Raw genomic sequence first — 21,422 nt, forward strand, 5'->3', positions numbered from 1 at the left:
CGCAGGCGGTTGGAACGCCGACGGTCACCAACCCGACCTGCGGGGAGTTCCAATCGGATTCCAACATCGCGGCGCTAACTTTTGCCGTCCGCTTGATCAGTGCGGCGCCGGTGGCTGGCGCCCGAACTCGGAAGGGGTTGGCGACATGACCAACACGACGTGTCAGAGGCTCGTTCTGGCGTCCGCGATCACGGTTGCCGTGTTCGGCGCCGCTGCCTGTTCCAGCGGGACGCCGTCGGTGAGCAAGAAAGACGTCGAGAGCCAGATCGTCGAAAAGATGACCGGCGCCGACGGCAAGAAGGCCGATTCGGTGACCTGCCCGGAGAACCTCGCGGGCCAGAAGGGCGCCGAGATCAACTGCACCATGAAGGTCGGCGACAAGACCAGCACGGTGAACGTCACCGTCACCAGCATCGAGGGTCAGAACGTCAAGTTCGACATGGTCCAGACCATCGACAAGGCGCAGGTCGCCAACCAGATCAGCGAGGAGCTGGGTCAGCAGTTCGGTGCGAAGCCCGAATCGCTGACCTGCCCGGAGAACTTGAAGGGCACCCCGGGCGCCACGCTGCGGTGCGAGCTCAAGGACAGCGGCCAGACCTACGGCGTCACGGTCACCGTCAACAAGGTCGACGGCTCCGACGTGAACTACGGGTTCAAGGTCGACGACAAGCCCACGTCGTAAGCGATGGGAATTCACCGGGCCCTGTGGCGGGCATCTGCACTCCTGGCGGTCTGCACCCTGACGGTCGCCGGCTGCGGCGAGAAGCACTTGAAACCTCAGGGGGAACCCCCGTCGTCATCGTCGACGTCGTCGGCTCCGCCGATCGAGATTCACGGCGACGCCGCGGACCCGGTGAACAAGATCGTCATCAAGGCGATCGGCGACATCGAAAGCTATTGGCAGACCGAGTTTCCCAAGCTCTACAAGAAGGACTACACACCGGTCAAAGGTGGGTTCTACGCCGTGGATCCCACGCAGGGCCCGCTGCCGCCGTGCGCGCAGGCGGCCTCGGACATCGCCGGCAACGCGTTCTACTGCGCCAAGGCCGACAACGTCGCGTGGGACGTCGAGGAGCTCCTACCGAGTCTGCGAAAACGGTTCGGCGACTTCGTCATTCCCATAGTGATGGCCCACGAGTGGGGGCATGCGATCCAGGCCCGCGCGAACTTCCAGGGCGAGACCGTCACCAAGGAGATCCAGGCCGACTGCTTCGCCGGGGCGTGGGCCAAACACAGCGCCGAGACGTTCAAGCCCAGCGCCAACGATCTGGACCGCGCACTCGCCGGTGTGCTGTTCCTGCGCGACGAGCCGGGCACCGGCCAGCACGAATTGAGCGCGCACGGCAGCGGTTTCGACCGGGTGAACTCGTTCCGCAACGGATACGACGAGGGCCCGCAGGCCTGCGCCGACTACAGGCGCGGTAACCCGGTCGTGGTCGAGCTGCCGTTCAACAACGCGCAGGACGCCGCGGCCGGCGGCAACGCCCCATACGAGTCGATCGTCGACGGTGTCCCCGAGGATGTCGAGGACTACATGGCGCGGCTCTACCAGCAAGGCACCGGCAAGCCGTGGACGCCGATGAAGCCCGCGCAGAAGCTCGACCCGCGGAACCAACCGGACTGCGGCAACGAGTCGACCAAGGGCTACGTGCTGTTCTACTGCGTGCCAGAGGACTACGTCGGATTCGACAACGTCGAGGCCATGCCCCAAATCTATGACGAGGCTGGTGATTTCGCGGTCGCGACGCTGATCGCGACGCAGTACGGGTTGGCGCTGCTGACCCGCCTCGGACAGGACAGCAGCGACAAACAGACGTCGCTGCAGGCCGACTGCCTGGCCGGCGCCTGGGCCGCGAGTCTGCTGCTGCACGAACGCGCCGACAGCCGATACAGCCTGTCGCCGGGCGACCTCGACAAAGCGGTGTCCGCGCTCCTGCTGTTCCGGGGTGAGGGCGACGTCGAACGCCAGGGTCAGGGCAGCGACCGGATCGATGCCTACCGCAAGGGCGTGTACGAGGGCGCGAAGTCGTGCCTCGCCCGTTGATCACCGCCGCGCAGCCGCATGAGGAGGAGCCCGCTCGATGACCCACCCCGAACCCACCGCCGTCACCGCGGACGAGACACCGACGGAACAGAAGACCTCGCCCGGACGCGGCCTGCTGGCGTCGATGCACCCGAAGGCATTCTTCGCGATGGCCGACGGCTATCCCGTTGGCGTCAAACAGTTTCTGCAGTTCTGCCTGCTGCTGATCTACCCGGGCTGGCTGATCGCCGCGCCGTTGTGTGCGGCCATCTACTTCACCGGGTACGGGCTGCTGTGGATCCTGTTCTGGCCCCTACGCGCGTGGATGAAGAAGAACCGGCCCGAGGAGTACGCCGCCAGTCAGCTGAAGTGAGCACGCTACCGCCGCGTGAGGAAGGCGAAGAAGTGCGGTGTGGTGTCGACCCGCAGCCGCGTCAGTTTGCGGTAGCTGATGAGCCACTGGCCGTCTTCCAGCCGGTACTGCTCGTGATAGTGGCCGTAGCCGTGCAGGTGTTCTTCGGCGTCGCCGTTGGTCCACCACAGTTGGTCCTCCATGGCCCAGATGCCGGTGGCCGTGGTGTTGCTGGTCAGCTCGATCTCGGGGGTGTGTCCGTGGTGGACGGTGGTGACGGTGGTGCCGCCGTCGAGCAGTGATCGAATGGCGCGCGTGAGCGCCTCCTTGCCGACGACGCGGTTCTTGCTGCCGGGCGTGGATGTCCAATTGTTGTTGTCGGGCAACCCATCCCAGGTCTCGGACACGACGTCATCGGTGTGCAGCGTCGGATAGATCTCCCACTGCTTGGTGTCCATGCACCGCAGCCGGCGGGCGAAGGTGCGCTTGATGGCCTCGATGGCGTGCGCCTGGTCTCCGGTGCTCAGGGTGACGGGTGTCGTCATCGGTTGCCTTCGTTTCGTCGGGTTCGGGTCCGTCCGCGCCAGGGCGCCAAGAGCAGTTCGCAGGCCCGGCGCATGTCACGCTCGGCCTGCTCGGGTGTCGTCTCCCCGGTGATGGCCCACGACAGGATGCCGTACGCGCACTGCTCGAGCAGAAGCGCGATCTGCGTCTGATCGGGGGTGGGCGCCGCGATGCCCGCGACGCCGAGGATGTTCCGCCGCAGGTTGTAGTCGCCGCCGGCCGTCGACTCGGCGCGCCTGGCGTTGACCGACGTGATCATGGCGCGGGCCAACTGCGGACGGCTGAGCATGGCCCGGATGATGCCGACCATGAGTTCGGTGACGTCCGCGACGGGATTGCCCGTGGTGGGGCCCGGCGGCGCCGCCCCCTGGGTGTAGTGAAACAGCAACGCGGCGAACAGATGATGCTTGGTGGGGTAGTAGCGGTAGACGGTCGTGATCGAGACCGCGGATTGGTCCGCCACGTCCTGCATGCGGACTTCCTCGAGGCCGTGGCGCGCGCCGAGGCGCGCGGCGGTGGCGAGGATGCGTTCGCAGCGGTCGATCTGCGCGGGGGTCTTCGGCGTCGCCGGTTCCCGGTCGAGTGGTGCCCGGGGCATGGCTAGTCCGGTGGCCCAGAAGGAGTGCCCTGCAGCATCTTCTGAATCATCGCGTGTGACGCCAGCAGCACCTTGTCGCGATCGGCGGTGGCGTGCACCGCCGGATTGACGGCGTGCGTCGAGATGATGTGCACCGGTCCGTTCGCGAGATTCGCCAGGCCTTCGCGGGCGACGTCAGCCGGGTCGGACGCGGGCATCCCGGGGATGTCGAAGTTGAGGCCGACGCGCTCCATCGCCGGTGTCCTGGTGAGGCCGAGGACGAGTTCGAGGACGTGCACGTTGTGCTCGCGCAGCTCCAGCCAGAGCCCCTCGGCGTAGATCCGGCTGAACGCCTTCACGCCGCCGTACACGGTGTGCCGCGCTGAGCCGAGATGTCCGGAGAGCGAGCCGACCAACATCAGCCCGCCGCGGCGGCGTTCCCGCATCGGCGCGCCGAAGTGGTGTACCAATCGCAGGGGAGTGGTGACGTTCAGATCGATGACGCGCTGGAATTCCGTCAGGTCACCGTCGAGGAATTCCACGCTGTGGGTGTTGGCGCCGGCGTTGTAGATGAGGAGACCCACCTCCAGATCGGCTGTGGCGCTGATGATCTGGTCGATGCCGTCACTGGTGGTCAGGTCGACGGTCAGTTCGCGTACCTCGACGCCCGACTCCCGACACCTCGCGGCGGTGGCCTGCAACGGGCCGGGCTTGCGCGCGATCAGCACCAGGTTGATGCCGGCCTGGGCGAGCAGCGCCGCGAACTCGGCGCCGACGCCTTCCGAGCCACCGGCGATGACAGCCCACGGCCCGTACTGCTGTAGCTGCAGGGGGTCCTCGCTAGACAAGTTCTCGCTCCATATCTAAAATTCATTTTAGTTTTCTGCGTCCGAGGGTAGCCGATCCAGACGCCAGTTCGGAAGGGCGCACGCATGCGGATAGGTCTGCAGACGCCGGTGGTCATCCAAGTTCCCGCCACCGCGTCGGCGTGGGAAGCGACCGCCGGGGCCGCCGAGATCGGTGAGATCGCCGCCGTCGCCGACCTGCTCGGCATCGACTACCTCACGTGCTCTGAACATGTCGTCGTGCCGACCGATGTCGCGGCGACCCGAGGAGCGACGTACTGGGATCCGTTGGCCACCTTGGCATTCATCGCCGGCCGCACGTCGCGGATCCGGTTGGCGACCTCGGTGCTGGTGCTGGGTTACCACCACCCGCTCGAGATCGCCAAGCGCTACGGCACGCTCGACCAGGTCAGCGGTGGCCGGTTGATCCTCGGTGTCGGCGTCGGGTCACTGCGCGAGGAGTTCGATCTGTTGGGGGCGGCCTGGGACGACCGGGGCGCCCGCGCGGACGAGGCGATGGCGGCGCTGCGAGGGGCGCTGTCCACCAAACATCCAGTGCACCAAGGTGATCACTACACGTACGACTCGGTCGTCATGGATCCCTGCGCGCTGCAATTCCGGGTGCCCATTTGGGTCGGCGGCCGGACCCGCCGGTCGCTGCGCCGCGCCGTCGACCTCGGCGACGGCTGGATGCCGTTCGGCTTCTCAGCCGCCGAGATCGCGACAATGCTTGGCGCCGTGGAACTTCCCGAGGACTTCGACATCGCGCTCGCCACACGGCCGCTGGATCCGGTGGGTGCGCCGCAACAGACGCTCGATGAACTCGGTGCGCTCGAGGACGCGGGAGCGACGGCCGCGACATGCGTGATCGCCTCGCGTTCGGCGGCGCACTGCTGCGAACAACTCGGCGCCCTGGCGGACCTGACGAACCTGTTGACCACGGAGTCGCGATGACCGACCAGCGGCTGGCCGACCTCGAAGCGCGGTTGTCCCGCATCGAAGACGAACGCGCCATCGAGCGGATGATCGCTTCCTACGGCCCGCTCGTCGACGCCGGCGAGGCCGAGGCCGTCGCCGCCATGTGGGCACCCGGCGGGGTGTACGACGTCGAGAACTGGCTCATGACAGGGCCCGACGACGTCGCGGCGATGGTGCGCTCACCCGGTCATCAAGGCTTCATCACCACCGGGTGCGTCCACTTCCTGAGTCCCGCCGTCGTCACCGTCCACGGTGATGAGGCGGTCGCGGTGTGCGAGTCGACGCTGTTGCTCAGGCGCGCAACGACTTACGAGGCCGTCCGGGCCGGCGTCAGCCACTTCCATCTCCGCCGCGCCGCCGAGGCGCCACACGGCTGGCAGATCGTCAAACGCGTCACGCGGCTCCTCGACGGGACCGAGCCGCCCCGCAGGTTGTTGGCGGACGGTATCGCCGGACGGATCCCGACCTAGCGCCGCACGCTGTCCAGCGTGTGCCCGGCCATGGCCGCCAGGACGCGGTGGGCGCGGGCGACCATCGCGGCGGCGGACTCCTCGGGATGATTGCGCCAGAACAGCATCAGCGCCGACACCATGTGTTCCCAGACGCCGGTGGCGGCCACCAGGTCGACGGGATCGGTCAGGCCGACACCGCCGAGCGACCGCGACACCCCCGCGAACGCCTGCTGGCGCAGGATCGTCCGCTGCTCACGCGCCGCATCCCGCGCCGGGCCATTGGGGACCGACCGGTCGAACAGCACATGCCAGTCGCCCGGGTGACCCTCGAACGTCGTGAAGATGGCGGCCAGCACCGGCTCGCCGGCGGCGGCGCCGGCCCCGGCCAGGTGATCGGGGGAATTCAGCACGTCGGCGACCGCCTGCTCGATCTGGGTGCCGATCTTGGTGACGCAGGCGGCGTAGACCGCCTCTTTGGATCCGAAGTAACTGATGATCAGGGTCTTGGAGACGTCGGCCTGCGCGGCGATGGCGGCCAGCGACGCACCCGCGTACGTGGCCCGGCTGAATTCGGCGATCGCGGCCTCGACGATCAGCTGCTCGCGCTCACCGCGCGGCACACCCTTGGTGCCGGTTCTGCCGGTGACGGGACGCGTGGTCATCGGGACAGCCTAATCAGGTGGCAGGCACCTCTGTCCCGGAGTTGACCGTTGCCTGGGACGAACGGGCCGATTCAGTTCGGCTGAACGTCGATCCACTCGAGATACGCGCTGCCCGAGACCGATCCGGTACCCCAGGTACCGGTATAGGAGTATGCGGCGACGTATCCCGGTCCGTGGCCGAGGCGCCACGGCGAGTCGACCGTCCCGATCAGGGCGAGGATTTCCCGGTCACCATCGCGGACCGACCACTTGAACTTGCGGGGCCGCCGCATGGTGTTACCACGGTCATCGACCAGCGGCTCGCCGTACTCGGTGACCGCGAAGTGGACGTCGGAGTACACCTCGGTCTCGCCGCCGAGGACCCGCACGTGCGCCAGCTTGCAGGCGGTCCGGCCACGCGCGCGGACGTCGGTCAGCAACACCTGCGTGCGCTCGTCGATGTTGATGATCTGGTAGGTGAAGAAGTCCAGCGGCAGCTTGAGCTGGGCCGGTACCGGCCGGCGCGTAAGTGCTTGGTGCGTGCGGATTCTCGCGTACTCGAAGGTGCCGAGCCCACTGACCGCCACCCCGTCGACGGTGCCGGTGTAGGGGGCGAGCAGGCTCAGGTGGTCGTAGATCGGCGACTTCACGAAGTACGAAACCTGGTCTGTGACATCAAGTTTGAGGTCGACATCGAACTGTGGATAGCGGCCGCGGACGACGACGTGCGGCATCGCCACGTCGATGGCCAGGTCGTCGGCCCAGCGCAACTGGCTGCCATCGGCGGTGAATCGACAGTCGGTCCTCATGTCGTACGCACGGTAGAACCGCTGATCCGCGTGCGCGGTCGACGAGAAGACCGTGGTGGTGTCGCGCGCGTCGGAGGCTGCCAGATGATCGAGGTCGAACAGCTCGGCGCCCGACGCGCCCAGCAGCGTCATGGTGTTGAGGTAGCGGTAGGGCTCGGGCAGATCCGGCACGAATACGCCGAAATGCGTGACGCCCCAGGCACGCGAGACGTTGTGGGGTTTCAGAATCTCCGGTGCGTCGAACGGCCGGCGCGATGCCGGCAGGCGACTGTCGACCAGCGGCAGCACGCCGTCGATGACGACGCGTGACAATGCGCGAGAGATGGTGTGGGTCGTCAATGGAGTCCCTATCTGACGTGTGATCGGCGACTAGGTGAGGGCGGCGAGAGCCCGGTCCGCCGCGGCGGGGGAGATGAGGTCGATCGTGGGCAGAACGGCCCGCAGCACGGCGGGGCTGACCTCCACCGGCTGATGGGTGACGGCCCGCACGATCCAGCGTCCGGCCTCTTCCGCTGACAGTGCCGGGGCATCCTCGTATTCGGCTGTGGGCGCGATCATTTCGGTGCGGACGAGCGGGAAGTAGACGTTGGTCGCACTGATGCCGGGGTGGGGCCGCTCGGCGTTCAGGCTGCGGCCGAAGATCGCCAGCGCGCTCTTGGAGGCGGCGTACGCCGAGAAGCGCGGAAACGTGTTGGCGTGCAGGCCCCAGGTGCAGACGTTGACGATCTGGCCGCGGCCGCGGCCGATCATGCCCGGCAGAAGGCCCAGACTCAGCTGGACGGCCGCCAGGTAGTTGAGGGACATCGTGCGCTGGTAGTCGTGTAGACGGTCGGTGGCGTCGGCGATGCTGCGGCGGATGGAGTGGCCTGCGTTGTTCACCAAGACATCCACGCGTTCGTCGGCGAGGTCCGCCAGCAGGCGCGCGGTGGCGTCCTGGTCAGCGAGATCACAAGTGCGCCAAGAGCATCCGGTCTCAGCGGCGAGCGTCCGCAGTTCTTCCTCACGGCGGGCAACGGCGATGACGGTGGCCCCGCGGGCGCGCAGCAGAGTGACCGCCTGCCGGCCGATACCGGCCGAGGCGCCCGTTACGACGATGGTCAGGTCGCTGACATCACGGCCCGGGCCGGCCAGTGCGGCGTCGAGTCGCTCGGGCAACAGGGTGCGGCGCTGGACCAGATCGGTCACGGCCTTGCGAATGGACATGGCTTCCTCCCACGCGGTGTTCTCACCGGGACGACGCCGATATTACCATGCGGTCACTTGTGGCTAGGTCGCGCCGATGGCATACCCGCCCATCCACAGCGGCGGCTCGCAGTGGTCACCCCGCGCGGCGTGTGGATCCAGCCCGCTCCACCGCTGACGGCGCGTCATCCGCTCGTGGTGTCCATCGGCGACCGACTTCAGAAAGTCCACGCTGCCGCTCATGAAGTCCAACCCGTAGCCGGTCAGCACGTACTTCGGTAAGTCCGGCAAGGACTGCTGCGAGATGTCATAGCGCTCGCTGCGGTGGTGCGCCCCGTCGTCGTCGACCTCGGTGGTCCACTGCAAGACCGTCGGGCGGCTCCACGATGCCGCCGTCGCCTCCACGACGGTCCGCCAATCGACACCGGGCTCGGGCGCGACCCACACGGGCGCCGGAATTTCGTGGACGATCTGTGCCTTCACGCCGATCCCCTTCCCCAGCTCGTGCACCGAGTGTGGGCGGGGGAATCGCGGTCAGGAAGGGGTTGCCCGGTCGATCCGACCGTTTCCTCGCACAAATCAAAGATTCAGCGGTCAGAGCCGTTCACTTCCCGCCGGCACCGCGTCGCCGATCGGGCATACCCTGGCCGAGAGCGGGGGTGACCATGACTGAGATCGTGGTGTTCCATTCGGTGCTGGGCGTACGCGCGGGTGTCCGCGACATCGCCGCCAGGCTGGCGGCGGCCGGTCACACCGTGCACGTCATCGACCTGTTCGACGGCGCGTCATTCGACGAATACGAACCCGCCTTCGCCCATGTCCAGTCGCTGGGCGGCGATGAGGCCCTCATCACGAAGGCCGCAGCCGCGGTCGCCGACCTGCCCGCCGAGGTGGTGTACGCGGGGTTGTCGATGGGCGCGGCGTCCGCCGTCTATCTCGCTGCCACCCGCCCGGGCGCCCGCGGCCTCATCGGACTGCACGGCGCAGTATCGCCCCATTGGTTCGGCGTGTGCTCCTGGCCGGATACCGTGCCGGTCCAGGTGCACGAAGGTGAATACGATCCGTTTCGCGAACCCGACGAGATCGCGGCACTCGGTGCATCAGTGCGGGCCGGCGGCGCTCGGTTCGAGCATTTTGTCTACCCCGATGTGCGGGGCCACCTGTTCAGCGACGCCTCGCTGCCCAATGAGTACGACGGGGACGCCGCGGAGTTGATGCTCGGCCGGCTGCTGGAATTCGTGAAATAGACAGCGACGGGGATCAGACGGACTCGACCTCGGCCTTGATGCGGTTGAGCGTGGTCCTCATGTCCCGGATGTTGCGCCGGGTGCGCAGCTGCCCACCGAAAATGCCGAACACGGTGTCGAGCAGGCCGGGCGTCATCCAGAACGACTCGGTGACATCGGTACCGTCACCGGCGGGCGCCAGGGCGTAGTGCCAATTGTTGACCGCCTTGTCGCCGGCGAGCACTGCGAAGCCGAACTCGCGACCGGGCTCGCAAGCCGTGACACGGCACGTCGTCCAGTAGATCGGCCCGATCTCGTTGCGCTTGACGTGGCCGCGGAACAGGGCTCCCAGCGCCGGTCCGGTTGCACCGTCCAGCCACTCGGACTCGAACACTTCCGGCGAGTACTTCGGGGTGTTGCGAATGTCGGCAATCAGGTTCCAGACCTGATCTGCCGGGGCGTTCATGTGGACGGTCACCGAACCTTTCATGGCGCGAGCCTATCCACCGGTGCCGCCCAGACCATCAGCTGTCGACGAATCGCAGCGAGCTCGGGCCATACTGGCCTGGTGGGGGCGAAGGGTTCAATGCGGTGTAACTGCTGTCGATCGCGCTATGCGCGAAAGGCCCTCGCGGAACTATGACGCGGATACTCATCGCCGCGGGTGTGGCCCTGGCAGTCGCCATTCTGCTGACTCCGGTGTTGATCCTGATGTTCACCCAGCTTGGGCTGGGCCAGCCGATCCGCGACGAAGCCCCGGAAACCCACCAGCGAAAACGGGGCACGCCGACGATGGGCGGCCTGGCGATCCTCACCGCGATTTGGGCCGGCTACCTCACCACCACCCTTGCCGGGCTCGTAGTCGGCGGTGAGGGCCCGACGGCATCGGGGCTGCTCGTCCTCGGGCTCGCCACCGCGCTGGGCGCGGTCGGATTCACCGACGACTACGTGAAGCTGCGGCGCGCACGCAACCTCGGCTTGAACAAGCGGGCCAAGAGCGTGGGCCAGCTCGTTGCGGCGGTCCTGTTCGGCGTACTTGCGCTCCAGTTCCGTAACTCCGACGGCCTCACTCCTGGCAGCGCCAACTTGTCCTACGTGCGCGAAATCGCCGCATTCACAATGCCGCCCGTGGTTTTCGTGCTCTTCTGTATCGTCGTCGTCTCGGCGTGGTCGAATGCCGTCAACCTCACCGACGGCCTGGACGGCCTCGCCGCAGGTGCCATGACCATGGTGGCCGCGGCTTACGTGCTCATCACGCTCTGGCAATCTCGAAACGCGTGTGCTGTCACGCCCGGACCCGGCTGCTATCACGTTCGGGACCCACTCGATCTGGCCCTCGTCGCGGCAGCGACTGCCGGCGCCTGCATCGGATTCCTGTGGTGGAATGCCGCGCCCGCCAAGATCATCATGGGTGACACGGGGTCGCTGGCGCTGGGCGGCATCATCGCGGGGCTGTCGGTGACCAGCCGCACCGAAATTCTGGCCATCATCCTGGGCACCCTGTTCGTAGTCGAGGTGACCTCAGTGGTCATCCAGGTCATTTCGTTCCGGACGACCGGCCGACGGGTTTTCCGGAACTCGCCGATCCATCACCACTTCGAGCTGATCGGCTGGCCCGAGACCACGCTGACGATCCGATTCTGGCTCATCGCCGCCATCACCTGCGGCCTCGGAATCGCGCTCTTCTACAGCGATTGGCTGACGGCTGTCGGTGTCTGAGTCCGAAGGCAACCTTTTTGCAGGCACCGCCTGGCATTACGCGCGCTTTCGTCCCAACTACCCGGCAGTCGTTATCAACGAGCTGGTCCAGCAACTGCGCCTAGATGGCACCGGCCGTCTGCTCGACCTCGGCTGTGGGACCGGTCAACTCACATTGCCATTGGCAGGTCACGTCGCCGAGGCGGTCGGCGTCGACCCTGAATCCGGCATGCTCGCCGAAGCCACCCGTCAAGCCGAAGCGCAGGGAGTCACAAATGTGTTTTGGAGACAAGGGAGTTCAGCACACCTCCCAACCGATCTGGGTCGATTCAGTATCGCCACCATCGGGCGTGCTTTCCATTGGATGGACCGTGCACAAGTCCTCATCGACCTCGGTGACATGGTCGATGACGATGGCAGCCTAGTCATCGTCAACGACACGAACCTCCTATTGCCAAGCGCCCCATGGCAACAGGCGATCCAAGACATCCAGCGCAGCTTCATCCCGAGGTATGGCGTAGCTGTTTCTCCATCATCAGTCGATGACAGCCGGACTCACGAGCAGATATTGGTTAGTTCTCCCTTTTCGCGGGTTGGTCGAGAGGTCTACCGATATCGGCGCTCATGGACGATCGAACGAATCGTCGGCTATCTGTACTCGACCTCACTGCCACTTCGCCGACTGCTCGGAGACAGGCAGGGCGCCTTCGAAGAGGCGTTGCGCACCACCCTGCTCTCGATCAATCCGTCGGGCCACTTCACCGAATCTGTCGCTCTGGAAGTTCTCACTGCGACGAAGACTTGAAGCCCGATTGTGGCCCGCCCCCCGGGCGAGCCGAACAGGAATTGGCTGCAGTACATCCGTCGCGAGGCCGCGTTCCTACGACACCCATTCGCTATGACACCGTCTCAGACCACTATGACGCGATCGCCGTATCGAATATTGAAAGACTCATAATGTTCTTCTGAATCGTGAAGCACCAAGGTGTATTCGTTATCGAATACCAGCGATAGGGAGCGGTGGGTAAAACTGGTTCCAATGATGCGTTTGCCGAGAAGGTCCACCAGGTCACCGGCGAGCGAACGGGCGTCTTCTGCCCGCCTTCTCCCGCGCATACGGGTGACGATCTCGATGTCGGCCTCGACGCCACACATGATCTTTGGGGTGTTAGGGAATTCGACAAGATCGACCTCAGAGTCGTCGAAATGAAGAACTATTTCATTTTCACCGAAACACACTTGCTGCAGCAGCTTTCCGGTGAGGAAACCAAAATCTTCGTCAGGCGAAATACCGAACACGACACCTGGCCCGGTTGATCGTCAGATATCCGTTGGTGTGAGCCAGCATCACGGTGTCCGCAGGGGTGCGGACAAAAGTTGTGACCATCCGCACCCCGGTAGGGCTGTTGATGCCGACCACCGTCCGGGTCCCGGTGTCGGCATTCTCGGCCAGGAAGTCAAGGCCCGCACCACGATTGGGGTAAATCACCTGCCCACCACTGGTGCGTAGAGCCGCACCCAGACCCGCGGGCAAGACCTGCTGCACCGGTCCGGCCGGTGTGGCCGAGGTCAGACCGGCCACCGGATCGGCAGGCAAGCCCGCCGTCCGCTGCGCGGGTGTCCACGCCGGATTCGGGACCGTGATAGTGCTCGATCCGCTGAACGCCGCCATCGCCGCGTCAGCGAACTGCTGAGCAGGCGATGCAGCCCGCCCACTTACCGACCCTGACCGGCCAGAACTGGCAAACAGACACTGTCCGCTGATGGCCAGCGCGATCGTGGCCACCAAAGCCACCACCACCGGCCACCACCGAGCGATGCGCCACCACGTCCGGTCACCCGGCAAGAAGTCCCCCACGACGATTCCCCCTGAAATACGCCAACTTGATATCCGGCAGCACCGCCGGACACGTTATGGAAGGTGTAGTCGGGAACCCGCCTTGAGACCGAACGTCATCCACCAGTGATCTCGAACACAGCAAACATTCGAGTGCGTTCTACACACGTCAACACGAAACCGACACGGGAAATGATCCTTCTCGTTTCTCTAGAACAAGGGACATAGCGCGGGGTGATCGGTGACGGTCGGTGTTCTGTTTCTTTGTGGAACCAGCCGTCAGCTCTCAACGCTGACATGGAGATCGCTGGCTGATGACGGTTCGTCGGTGCTGAGTGCTCGACGCGGCTCCGCACGGGCCGCTACGCCGCAGCGGGGTGTGGCGGGTTCGTGATCACCTTCGTCGATGCGCCGCGATGACGGGCATTCGCAGGACTTGACGGCCGAACGCTTGCGTTAAGGGTGACGGGGATCACCTGCGCGTGTTAGCTGCCGCGGTTTCGCCGCGTACGTGTTGACGCGTCAGTCGCATTGTGCAAATGTCTGACACCTAGGCGAAATGTGATGGCAGCCGGGGGGCTTGGCCTGATTTCGCGGGGGAAGGTCACTGCATGAGTGGCGGTCTGGGGTCTATTCGTCCCTGTGTTACCGGGTCATTGATGTTCGCTGTGTTTGCACTCTCGTGCGCGATTCCTGCGCCGGCTGCGGTGGCTGATCCGCAGTCGATGCCGGATCGGTGGACGCAGTTCGTCACCGATGACGGCTGGGTGGTGGATGTGAATACCACCAACGAGGTGATCAATCACATCGACAACCTGGCCGGGGCATCCAACTCGTGGCAGGCGCGGGTGACGCTGCGCTCAGAGGCCCGCATCACCGGCAGCGGTGGCGCGGTGATTCAGGACGCGCAGCTGGAGTCCGGGTATTTCGTGGGGTGTCGCACCGATTCCTCCCCTGGCGTGGAGGTCGGTGCCGACATCGGGATTGATCCGTATCAGCAGATCAACGGTCAGGTGTATGGCGGCGGCTACGGGCAGGGCCAAGGCGGTGCCGGTGGTGGAGGGGGCGGCGGCGGTGGTTTCGGTGGCGCGTCGGCCGGGGCAACGCTCGGGGTTCAGGAACATTTGGGTGGGCACATCCGGGTGTTGTTGAAACCCGGTGGGCTGGCCCAGGTTCCGTTGGACCGGATCAGTCTGCGCAGCATGCACGCGGTGTCGAACCTGCGTGATCAGAACATCGAAGCCGACGGCTGCGGTGGCCAGGTGAAAATCCAGTCATACACCACGATCCGGGTGCGCACCGACAACGGCAACGACACCCAAACCCTCTACGGCGAACCGAAGGACTTGTGATCGTGGCAACCGCATTGCCCTCAGAACACCAGCTGCGGACTGCCATTCGACGGGTGGCGGTCACCGCGGCGGTGCTGCTCACCCTGACCAATGTCGGCGGTATCGCCGGCACCGCGAGCGCGGACCCCGTGCCACCGGCACCGAATCCCCCCGTACCAGTGCCGGTGGCGCGGCCGATGCCAGAGGACCCCTCACGGGTCAATCCCATTGGCGGGGCACGGGTTTCCTCCACCACACCGCAAGGGGAAACCGCCGGCATGGAACGACCCCTAGCCGCGCAGGTGGAGCGAGGCGCGGTGACAGTGCCGATGTGGGCCAAGGACGGCATCTTCGCCCCGACCGCCCACCCGAACCGCCAGATCGCGATCCATCTACCAGGCGAGGTCACCCTGGGCCCGGCCGCCTGGACTCCAGACGGTGGCGCGATCTACGGCTCCAATGACGTTGACTACCAAGTGATCCCGTTCGCCGGTGGCGGCACCGACATCACCATCACACGCAAGAGCGTGTTCTCGGGCAGCACCTATCCGATCGGGATCAAACTGCCGGCGGCAACCCATCTGCGCCAAGGAGTGAACACGGTACTGGTGGAAACCGACGCCGCACCAGGCAGTCCAGCGAAGGTGATCGGCACCTTCAGCATCCCCACTGCGTTCGACGCCAACCACGGCGCCCTGACGGTGACCCCCACCTTGGGACCGGGTTTCCCGCCCGGGCAATCCAACCTCACCATCGATCTGGGCCCGGCCAATATTTTCGCGTTCCCGGTGACCATCACCGTGTCGTACCGAGCCTCGGATATCCCCACCACCGGCGCTCTGACCCAGGACTGGGCCGGCCTACCACCGGGAACCCGGACCCCGATCGAGGTGATCCCCAGGCCCGCGAACTATGTCACCGACCCCACCGGGGCGCACCGGCCCGACGGCGTCGACCCGGCACTGTACGCCCAGCGGCACACCGGGAACTGCCAAGGCGGACCCAACCAATACACCGCCGCCGACGGCCGGGCCGCGGACTTCGTCGCCTCCTGCCAAACCCAACAACTGTGCCTGGCGGGCACCCCCGCGCACACCAGCGTCGATTCCTGCAACGACCGCCTGTTGGCCAACATGTCCGCCCAATGCGTCGCGATATTCGGCCAAAGCGGCGATGACTACAACGCATGCATCCGCACGGCATCCGATGAAGTCGGTTGGGTCAAAGCCAACATGGCCGGTGGACCCGAATGACCAGAACCCGCTCCACCGCTGCCAGTTTCGCCAACTTTCGGCCAGGACGAAAGGCCAGGGCATGAGCAACACCATCACTGACCCGGGACCCGACCGCGGTGAGCCGCTCACCGAGCCGTTACCGTCGGCGCAGGGTGCGCCGCTGCCGCTGACAGGTTTTGCCGCCGGGATCACCGGGGCGGCATTGCTGGTTGCCGGGGTGTGGGGGCTGCACGTGCTCTCCTCGGCAGGCGGGGTGAGCCTGTCGGTGGGTTCGGTGGTGCTGTTGCTGGCGGCGTTCAGCGCCCTGGGTAAGGGCATCACCCTGCTGCAGCGGGCGCTGAACCCGATCACCGCGGTGGCCGCTATGGCGGTCTCCGGCGTACCCGCACTGGCGCGAGCGCTGACTACGATCGTCGTTGGCGCAGTCGGGATCTGGTGGGTCATGCGTGGACATGCCGCCACCTGGTGGGCCCACACCACCGCTACCGGACCAGGCTGGACGCTGATCTCGGCACTGGTGCAGGTCACGATCATCGCCACCGCCGGAGCACTCCTGTTTGGTGGCGCGAAAAACCTTGCGGGACTGTGGGTCCCGAGCTTGGGCCCCAAGCGCCGCGGCGGGGCCGATCTCGCCGTCCGGCCGTACCGGGATCGCTGGGCGTCGTGGTGGTCCACGCGCCCGGGTCTGGGGTTGATGCTGCTGGCCGGCGCTGCCACCGTCGTGGCACTGTCGGGGTACATCGTCCCCCGCGTCACCGGATGGCTATTCGGCAGTGACCGGCTGGCCGCCGTGGCCACCATCGCGGCCATCCTGATCGCCGGACTACTGGCGAACACCTGCTGGTGGGGCGCCCTGTCCGGGTGGTGGGCCTGGGCGCACCGCCCGCACAACCCGGGCGGGGGCACCACCCCGATGGGCCAGATGCGCGCCGGTGCCGCCGTCGTTGTGCTGCTGTGGTTCTCGGCCACCGCGTTCGGTCTGGCGGTCCCGGACTCTTACACCGGGCCCGGCGCCGTGCCCCGCGCCCACGCTGATTGCCCACCGGACTGCGGCGGCGGTAGCAGCGGGTCGGGTTCGTCCGGCCCTGCGTTTCCGATGCAGCCGCCCGATATGCCCAGTCCCCCAGGGGGTTACAACGGCGGCTCCTACCCGGCCCCCGATCAGGCCAATGGCATATCCATCTACAACCCCAGCCAGCAGAGTCCTGGCAGCCAAGGCGGCTACCCGCAGTATCCTCAGCAAGGGCAGCCCGGACCACCGGCCAATGGTGTCCAGCCGCCCAATTACGACGCCCCGCCGCAGGCTCAGGCACCCGCACCGCAACAGGGCACACCAGGGGGCCAGCAAGCCCCGGCCAACGGTGTCCAGCCGCCGAATTATGACGCCCCGGCTCAGGGGTCGGCGCCTCAGCAGGCCCCGTCGGTGCCGCAGCAGCCCGCGGCTCAGCAGCCCGGGCAAGCTCCACAACAACAGCCGGTACAGCAGGGCCCAGCCCAGCAACAGCCACGGCAGGGGCCGGCCCAGCAGGGCCCGCAGCAGCCTGACGGCCAGCAGCCGCAAGGCCAACCTGGGCAGCAGAATCAGCCTGCCCAGCAGCAGCCACAACAACCGGTACAACAGCGGCAGAACACCAATCAGCAGCTGCCGAAGTTCCCGTCCAAAGACAAGAAGCAGGACGATAAGAAGAACCAGGATCGTGACAGTCAGTCCGGCGATACCGATCTGAGCACGCTGCTGTTCGGGGCGGTGTCCTCGAGCCGCCGCCGCAAGCAGGACCAAGGACCCGACGAACCACAAAAGCCCGACGAGCAGGAGCGGGGTCCGGACACACAGGCCTTAGCCCAGGACGGTGCGCAAGCCGCGCAGGGCATTCCCGGGGATGTGCAGACGTACGTGCAGTCCGGGCAGCAGATCGGCGAGTCCGCGGGTCAGGCCGCGCAAGGATTCGGCGAAGCCGGGCAGGCCGGTGCGTCGCTGGCATCTTCGGCCCAGTCGGGTGCGGTGAACCCGCAGGATGTGCAGGGCCTGATCCAGGGCACGGCACAGGGAGTTCAAAGCACCGCCGATGCGGTCAACGCGGGCTCCCAGATCGTGAAAACTGCGCAGAGAGCAGCCGATCAAGTCGCCCAAGCGGTCGGGGATGCGAGCCCGCAGCTGAAACCGCAGGCCGAGCAGTTCACGCAACTCAACGACCAGACCTCCCAGGTCACCGATCTTGTGGGGCAGGGCGCCCAACTCACCTCCCAAGGCGCGGGAGCGGTCAACACGGTCTCCAGTCTTGGTGCTGGCGGAACACCTGACATGGGTGGAACCGGTGATGTGTCCGGCACGGCCAGTGCCGCGGGACCGCAGGCGCAGCGGATCGAGCTGCAATCCGGCGATGTCCCTGCTGCTCCGGTTTTGGGCGGCAGCGCCCCGGAAGGGCCTGCGTCGGGGCCGGGTGTCCCCGCGAGTCAGGATGAGATTCAGCAGCTGCTGGATCAGGCCATTGTTGATCGGCACCAGCAAGCCCAATCGCTGCAGCAAGCCTTCGATCATGCCGCCGCCCAGGGGTACGTCCACGGGCCGGGCACCAGTGATTTCGATTCGGCGGCGGCGCAGGCCGGGCAGCTTCGGGGACCGCTCGCCCAGCTCTACGGCGATATTGGTGCCCTGTCGCACTCCGCGGATTCTGTCGGTGGGTTGCAAAGCACGCTGCAGGACGGCACGGGGACACTGTTCGACCCCGTCGAACATGTTCCAGTACATGTTCCGCGACGGCGCACTGACCAGCGTCAACTACCTCGATCCGGGACAGGTCCAAGCGACCCCGGAGCCGCTGCTCTCAGCGGTGATGACGATCGTGCCCGGCGGATGGGGCGCCGCCAGAGGCATCAGTGCGTTGTTGTCCCGCGGTGGCGCCGAAACGGTCGCCAGCGTCACCACCGAGAACGTGCTCTCCCTCGCCAACACCGCGGCGACCACCCAAGTCACCAGTGCGGCCGCGCGGCTCGCCGCGAACCAGGCCGCCGGCAACGCTTTCCGAGACGCCTTCGCCCAACAACTCGGCGGAGCGGCCAACGGAGTGGCCAAGGAGGCCTATTTCTCAACGAGTACCGGGACGCGTTACGTCGATGTGCTTGACGGGTTGGGCAACGCTTTCGAAACCAAAGTGGGCCGTACGGCGTTCGGCAGCAGAATTCAGGCGCAGGTCGCCAAAGACGCCGAACTGCTTAACAGCGGGCAGGTCAACAGCGTCACGTGGGTATTTAAACTGAACAACGTTGCCGCGGGGCCCTCGGCCGCCAACGGCGGGCCGACCGCGAATCTGCTGAACGCATTGACCAAAGCCGGCATCGGCGTTCTCTACCGATAGATACGAGGGATTCTTATGGTGTATCGGATCGATTTCGACAAGGCGCCCGACGCGGAGGCTGTGGTCGCTGAACTGGCTGCGACGGCGGCCGCAGCGGGTGCGCATATGGTCCCCGCGTTCGAGGATCGGCCGGGGCGCTACCGCATCGAGCCGTGGGACATCACGGTGGACATGGATTGGCAAGTGCACCTGTCCATCCCGACGCGCCCCGACGCCGACCCCGCGAGCGCAGTGCAACGGCTGTACTTGTTGGCCCGCGACCTCGACAGCCTCGGTCTGCGCGGTGTGGACCGCGAGCTCGGCACCCCGATCAGCAGCATCACCGACCTCGACATCCCCACGGCAGAATTCGCCGCACAAATCGAGAAAGCGAAATCCCCCGTCCCAGATGCTGTGCCGCCCGTCAATACTGATCGGGTGCCGTGGCCGACCAACTGGGACAGCTACACCCCCTTCGAGCGCATCGGAGGAAAAACACCAGGCTCGGAGCTATCCGAAGCGGAGGCACTGGCGCGTTTCGAGCAAATCACCAGCAGCATCGACCAACGCATCACCGAACTCGGCAAACTCACCCGCGCGCACGGATTCAACCTCAGCACACAACCCGAAGACGTCAAACAGCTCACCGACTGGCTCATCGCCAGCATCGAAGACGACGGATACGGACAACTGCGCCCGTACTGGGATTCGGTGCTCTACGACGTGGCGATGTTTGTTGGGGACGCCGCCATCAAACGCATCCCGTACCTGTACTGGACGATCCCCACCAAAGGCACACGCCGTTCCACTCCACACTTTCGGGAAACAGTTATCGGCGGGTTCAAAAACACCCCGTCCTCGACGACGGAAGATGTGTTCCGCGACATTGCCGGCATGAGCGCTGTCGCTTATGTCGGCGCACGAGAAGTCTTCATCAACAAGAGACTTCAGCTGCTCACCAAGAAGGACGAACCTCTACCGAAATTTGTGCCGTCACCGGAGTTGCAGGACGCCCTGAGTAGGACCGACGACGAGGACTGACTTGCCGATGACGGTGTGATCGAGTGTTGGGTGAGTACTTCTTGGATATCAAGTCGGGCCTGGGTCTTCGTCAGCATGCAAGTTGGCCATCGGTCAGGTACGCGGCTGGTCCGCCGACATGTATCGCAATGTGGAGCCGAACGCCGGTGTCCACGTAGCCGCTCGCGCCCCGAAAGCGCACAATATGCCTCGATCATGCGCCGACTACCGGTGTAGAACTCGGATCATGAGTAAGCGTGTGAGCCTGACCCTTGGCGACTCGGATATGGCCAAGATTGGTCCCTATCTGGTCGAGGGTTCGGCTGCCTTCGAGGCACTGAGCCGTTGGGCCAGTGAGAACAACGTCGCCGACGACATCAAGTCGGAAGCGGCGGCGTTGCGCGCACTGCTGCGGGCGGGAGCCGAAGCCCTCGGGGAGCGCGTTCTGGATGTCGGGTACGCCCAGTTGGCCACGGAGTTCAACACCGAGCCGTCTGACGTCGAAACGGCGCGCGGCGCGTGACCGTTACGCCCGCCGGACCGAGAGTCGTCGATGAGCCGAGATCCGATCCACCCGTACGGCGCCAAGCCGCGGTGACCCTCAATGAACAACTCGCGGAACAGGAATCTCGATACCGTCCCGGCGACACGACACGCCGAGACACGACCGCTTCCCACTGCAGTTATCCACAAAGAATTACACTCATGTAGTTCTGGCGTCTAGCCCGCTGAACTGTGTGTTTACGAAATTGTCCACAGAAGCGCGGCGGTCTCGGTCCGAGTATCCACAGCGTCGTCGAAATGTTGTTGATTCGCGATGCCGTGTCGTGTCCGGTGCGCGTCCTATGATCCAAGAAGCTCCAGACCAGGAACCTGGCTTGGAGCCGAAGCCCACGGTCTGGAACCTCTTGGCTGCTCTGGCAGGCAGGCCTCGACGGTAACACCAGCGCCGGCTGGGGGTGTCGGTAACCCACCGATATCCGACCCTGGGCTTCGCTTTGCGTGCGGATGGACCGTACACAACTTGCGAAGACAGGAGACGACAAAGTGACAACCAAGCAGGGGCCGAACGCCCGACACGTGGTTCCAAACAATGGCGGCGGCTGGGACGTGAAGAAGCCCGGGGCGACCCGCTCGAGTGCCCACGCGGACACGCAGAAGGAAGCAGCCCAGCGCGCCACGCAGATCGTGCGCAACAGCGGCGGAGGCGAAGTCCGCATCCACGGACGCGACGGCAAGATCCGCGATTCCAGCACCGTAGCCCCCGGCAACGACCCCTTCCCGCCGAAGGGCTGAATCCATTGTCAAATCCACTCG

25 protein-coding genes are annotated in these 21,422 nt (G+C 65.7%); 15 read left to right on the forward strand and 10 right to left on the reverse strand.

The window, feature by feature from the left end:
- The first annotated feature begins 145 nt into the window (after positions 1-145).
- The 3 genes from BR47_RS0115240 to BR47_RS0115250 are packed head-to-tail and all read left to right on the forward strand — an operon-like array spanning position 146 to position 2,396.
- Positions 146-682: an anti-apoptotic protein gene (locus tag BR47_RS0115240; protein WP_020099935.1), complete on the forward strand. Its 537-nt coding sequence runs from the start codon at positions 146-148 to the stop codon at positions 680-682.
- Between the two features lie 3 nt (positions 683-685).
- Positions 686-2,044 carry a neutral zinc metallopeptidase gene (locus tag BR47_RS0115245; RefSeq protein WP_020099934.1) on the forward strand — a complete coding sequence of 453 codons (1,359 nt, stop codon included), beginning with the start codon at positions 686-688 and terminating at the stop codon, positions 2,042-2,044.
- A gap of 37 nt (positions 2,045-2,081) precedes the next feature.
- The gene (locus tag BR47_RS0115250; protein ID WP_020099933.1) at positions 2,082-2,396 is read left to right on the forward strand and encodes a hypothetical protein; all 315 of its coding nucleotides are present in this window, start codon (positions 2,082-2,084) and stop codon (positions 2,394-2,396) included.
- A 5-nt stretch (positions 2,397-2,401) separates the two neighbouring features.
- Here the strand turns inward: BR47_RS0115250 and BR47_RS0115255 are convergent, their stop codons facing one another.
- The 3 genes from BR47_RS0115255 to BR47_RS0115265 are packed head-to-tail and all read right to left on the reverse strand — an operon-like array spanning position 2,402 to position 4,364.
- Positions 2,402-2,920, reverse strand: a complete 519-nt coding sequence (locus BR47_RS0115255) for a nuclear transport factor 2 family protein (protein ID WP_020099932.1) — start codon at positions 2,918-2,920, stop codon at positions 2,402-2,404.
- The gene (locus BR47_RS0115260; RefSeq protein ID WP_029120040.1) at positions 2,917-3,537 is read right to left on the reverse strand and encodes a TetR/AcrR family transcriptional regulator; all 621 of its coding nucleotides are present in this window, start codon (positions 3,535-3,537) and stop codon (positions 2,917-2,919) included. Before BR47_RS0115260 ends, BR47_RS0115255 begins: the two co-directional genes overlap by 4 nt.
- Before the next feature lie 2 nt (positions 3,538-3,539).
- Positions 3,540-4,364: an SDR family NAD(P)-dependent oxidoreductase gene (locus BR47_RS0115265; protein ID WP_029120041.1), complete on the reverse strand. Its 825-nt coding sequence runs from the start codon at positions 4,362-4,364 to the stop codon at positions 3,540-3,542.
- An 84-nt stretch (positions 4,365-4,448) separates the two neighbouring features.
- Here BR47_RS0115265 and BR47_RS0115270 point away from each other — a divergent pair, with 84 nt between their 5' ends.
- Both BR47_RS0115270 and BR47_RS0115275 read left to right on the forward strand, forming a co-directional pair.
- On the forward strand, positions 4,449-5,315 hold the full coding sequence (locus BR47_RS0115270) for an LLM class F420-dependent oxidoreductase (protein WP_029120042.1): 867 nt from the start codon (positions 4,449-4,451) through the stop codon (positions 5,313-5,315).
- The gene (locus tag BR47_RS0115275; RefSeq protein ID WP_029120043.1) at positions 5,312-5,809 is read left to right on the forward strand and encodes a nuclear transport factor 2 family protein; all 498 of its coding nucleotides are present in this window, start codon (positions 5,312-5,314) and stop codon (positions 5,807-5,809) included. The genes BR47_RS0115270 and BR47_RS0115275 overlap by 4 nt, the downstream gene beginning before the upstream one ends.
- On the opposite strand, the gene BR47_RS0115280 is transcribed toward BR47_RS0115275, so the two are convergent.
- The 4 genes from BR47_RS0115280 to BR47_RS0115295 form a co-directional block, all read right to left on the reverse strand.
- On the reverse strand, positions 5,806-6,453 hold the full coding sequence (locus BR47_RS0115280; protein ID WP_090562792.1) for a TetR/AcrR family transcriptional regulator: 648 nt from the start codon (positions 6,451-6,453) through the stop codon (positions 5,806-5,808). The two genes, BR47_RS0115275 and BR47_RS0115280, sit on opposite strands and share 4 nt — an antisense overlap.
- A gap of 71 nt (positions 6,454-6,524) precedes the next feature.
- Positions 6,525-7,580 carry a DUF6670 family protein gene (locus tag BR47_RS0115285; protein WP_029120045.1) on the reverse strand — a complete coding sequence of 352 codons (1,056 nt, stop codon included), beginning with the start codon at positions 7,578-7,580 and terminating at the stop codon, positions 6,525-6,527.
- Between the two features lie 30 nt (positions 7,581-7,610).
- On the reverse strand, positions 7,611-8,444 hold the full coding sequence (locus BR47_RS0115290) for an SDR family NAD(P)-dependent oxidoreductase (protein WP_029120046.1): 834 nt from the start codon (positions 8,442-8,444) through the stop codon (positions 7,611-7,613).
- Between the two features lie 63 nt (positions 8,445-8,507).
- Entirely contained in the window at positions 8,508-8,906 is a 399-nt protein-coding gene (locus tag BR47_RS0115295; RefSeq protein ID WP_029120047.1) for a hypothetical protein, read from the reverse strand.
- A 182-nt stretch (positions 8,907-9,088) separates the two neighbouring features.
- On the opposite strand from BR47_RS0115295, the gene BR47_RS0115300 reads away from it, so the two are divergent.
- Positions 9,089-9,670 (forward strand): dienelactone hydrolase family protein, encoded by a 582-nt coding sequence (locus BR47_RS0115300; RefSeq protein ID WP_029120048.1) that lies wholly within the window; start codon positions 9,089-9,091, stop codon positions 9,668-9,670.
- A gap of 13 nt (positions 9,671-9,683) precedes the next feature.
- Here BR47_RS0115300 and BR47_RS0115305 read toward each other — a convergent pair whose 3' ends face one another.
- A complete protein-coding gene (locus BR47_RS0115305; RefSeq protein ID WP_020099922.1) occupies positions 9,684-10,139 on the reverse strand; it encodes an SRPBCC family protein in 456 nt (151 codons plus the stop codon).
- Between the two features lie 149 nt (positions 10,140-10,288).
- Between BR47_RS0115305 and mraY the strand changes: the two genes are divergently transcribed.
- Positions 10,289-11,368, forward strand: a complete 1,080-nt coding sequence (gene mraY / locus BR47_RS0115310) for a phospho-N-acetylmuramoyl-pentapeptide-transferase (RefSeq protein ID WP_029120049.1) — start codon at positions 10,289-10,291, stop codon at positions 11,366-11,368.
- A complete protein-coding gene (locus BR47_RS0115315) occupies positions 11,361-12,152 on the forward strand; it encodes a class I SAM-dependent methyltransferase (protein ID WP_036427393.1) in 792 nt (263 codons plus the stop codon). Before mraY ends, BR47_RS0115315 begins: the two co-directional genes overlap by 8 nt.
- A gap of 104 nt (positions 12,153-12,256) precedes the next feature.
- On the opposite strand, the gene BR47_RS0115320 is transcribed toward BR47_RS0115315, so the two are convergent.
- Positions 12,257-12,646 carry a hypothetical protein gene (locus BR47_RS0115320; protein ID WP_029120051.1) on the reverse strand — a complete coding sequence of 130 codons (390 nt, stop codon included), beginning with the start codon at positions 12,644-12,646 and terminating at the stop codon, positions 12,257-12,259.
- A complete protein-coding gene (locus BR47_RS0115325; RefSeq protein WP_231506712.1) occupies positions 12,627-13,205 on the reverse strand; it encodes a hypothetical protein in 579 nt (192 codons plus the stop codon). Before BR47_RS0115325 ends, BR47_RS0115320 begins: the two co-directional genes overlap by 20 nt.
- A gap of 638 nt (positions 13,206-13,843) precedes the next feature.
- Between BR47_RS0115325 and BR47_RS0115330 the strand changes: the two genes are divergently transcribed.
- From BR47_RS0115330 to BR47_RS0115365, 7 genes are all read left to right on the forward strand, one after another.
- A complete protein-coding gene (locus tag BR47_RS0115330; protein WP_051634815.1) occupies positions 13,844-14,536 on the forward strand; it encodes an MspA family porin in 693 nt (230 codons plus the stop codon).
- A 2-nt stretch (positions 14,537-14,538) separates the two neighbouring features.
- On the forward strand, positions 14,539-15,768 hold the full coding sequence (locus BR47_RS30600) for a hypothetical protein (protein WP_502685826.1): 1,230 nt from the start codon (positions 14,539-14,541) through the stop codon (positions 15,766-15,768).
- A 61-nt stretch (positions 15,769-15,829) separates the two neighbouring features.
- Positions 15,830-18,874, forward strand: a complete 3,045-nt coding sequence (locus BR47_RS33125; protein WP_141772243.1) for a hypothetical protein — start codon at positions 15,830-15,832, stop codon at positions 18,872-18,874.
- 4 nt (positions 18,875-18,878) lie between these two features.
- Entirely contained in the window at positions 18,879-19,106 is a 228-nt protein-coding gene (locus BR47_RS33130) for a hypothetical protein (RefSeq protein WP_155987072.1), read from the forward strand.
- Between the two features lie 15 nt (positions 19,107-19,121).
- The gene (locus BR47_RS30615) at positions 19,122-20,126 is read left to right on the forward strand and encodes a hypothetical protein (RefSeq protein WP_081831304.1); all 1,005 of its coding nucleotides are present in this window, start codon (positions 19,122-19,124) and stop codon (positions 20,124-20,126) included.
- A gap of 226 nt (positions 20,127-20,352) precedes the next feature.
- Entirely contained in the window at positions 20,353-20,628 is a 276-nt protein-coding gene (locus BR47_RS30620) for a hypothetical protein (RefSeq protein ID WP_231506713.1), read from the forward strand.
- A 524-nt stretch (positions 20,629-21,152) separates the two neighbouring features.
- Entirely contained in the window at positions 21,153-21,401 is a 249-nt protein-coding gene (locus BR47_RS0115365; protein ID WP_036427438.1) for a DUF2188 domain-containing protein, read from the forward strand.
- The last annotated feature ends 21 nt before the right edge of the window (positions 21,402-21,422 follow it).

It is taken from the genome of Mycobacterium sp. UNC410CL29Cvi84 (assembly GCF_000686745.1).
In the GTDB taxonomy this organism is placed as follows: Bacteria; Actinomycetota; Actinomycetes; order Mycobacteriales; family Mycobacteriaceae; genus Mycobacterium; species Mycobacterium mucogenicum_B.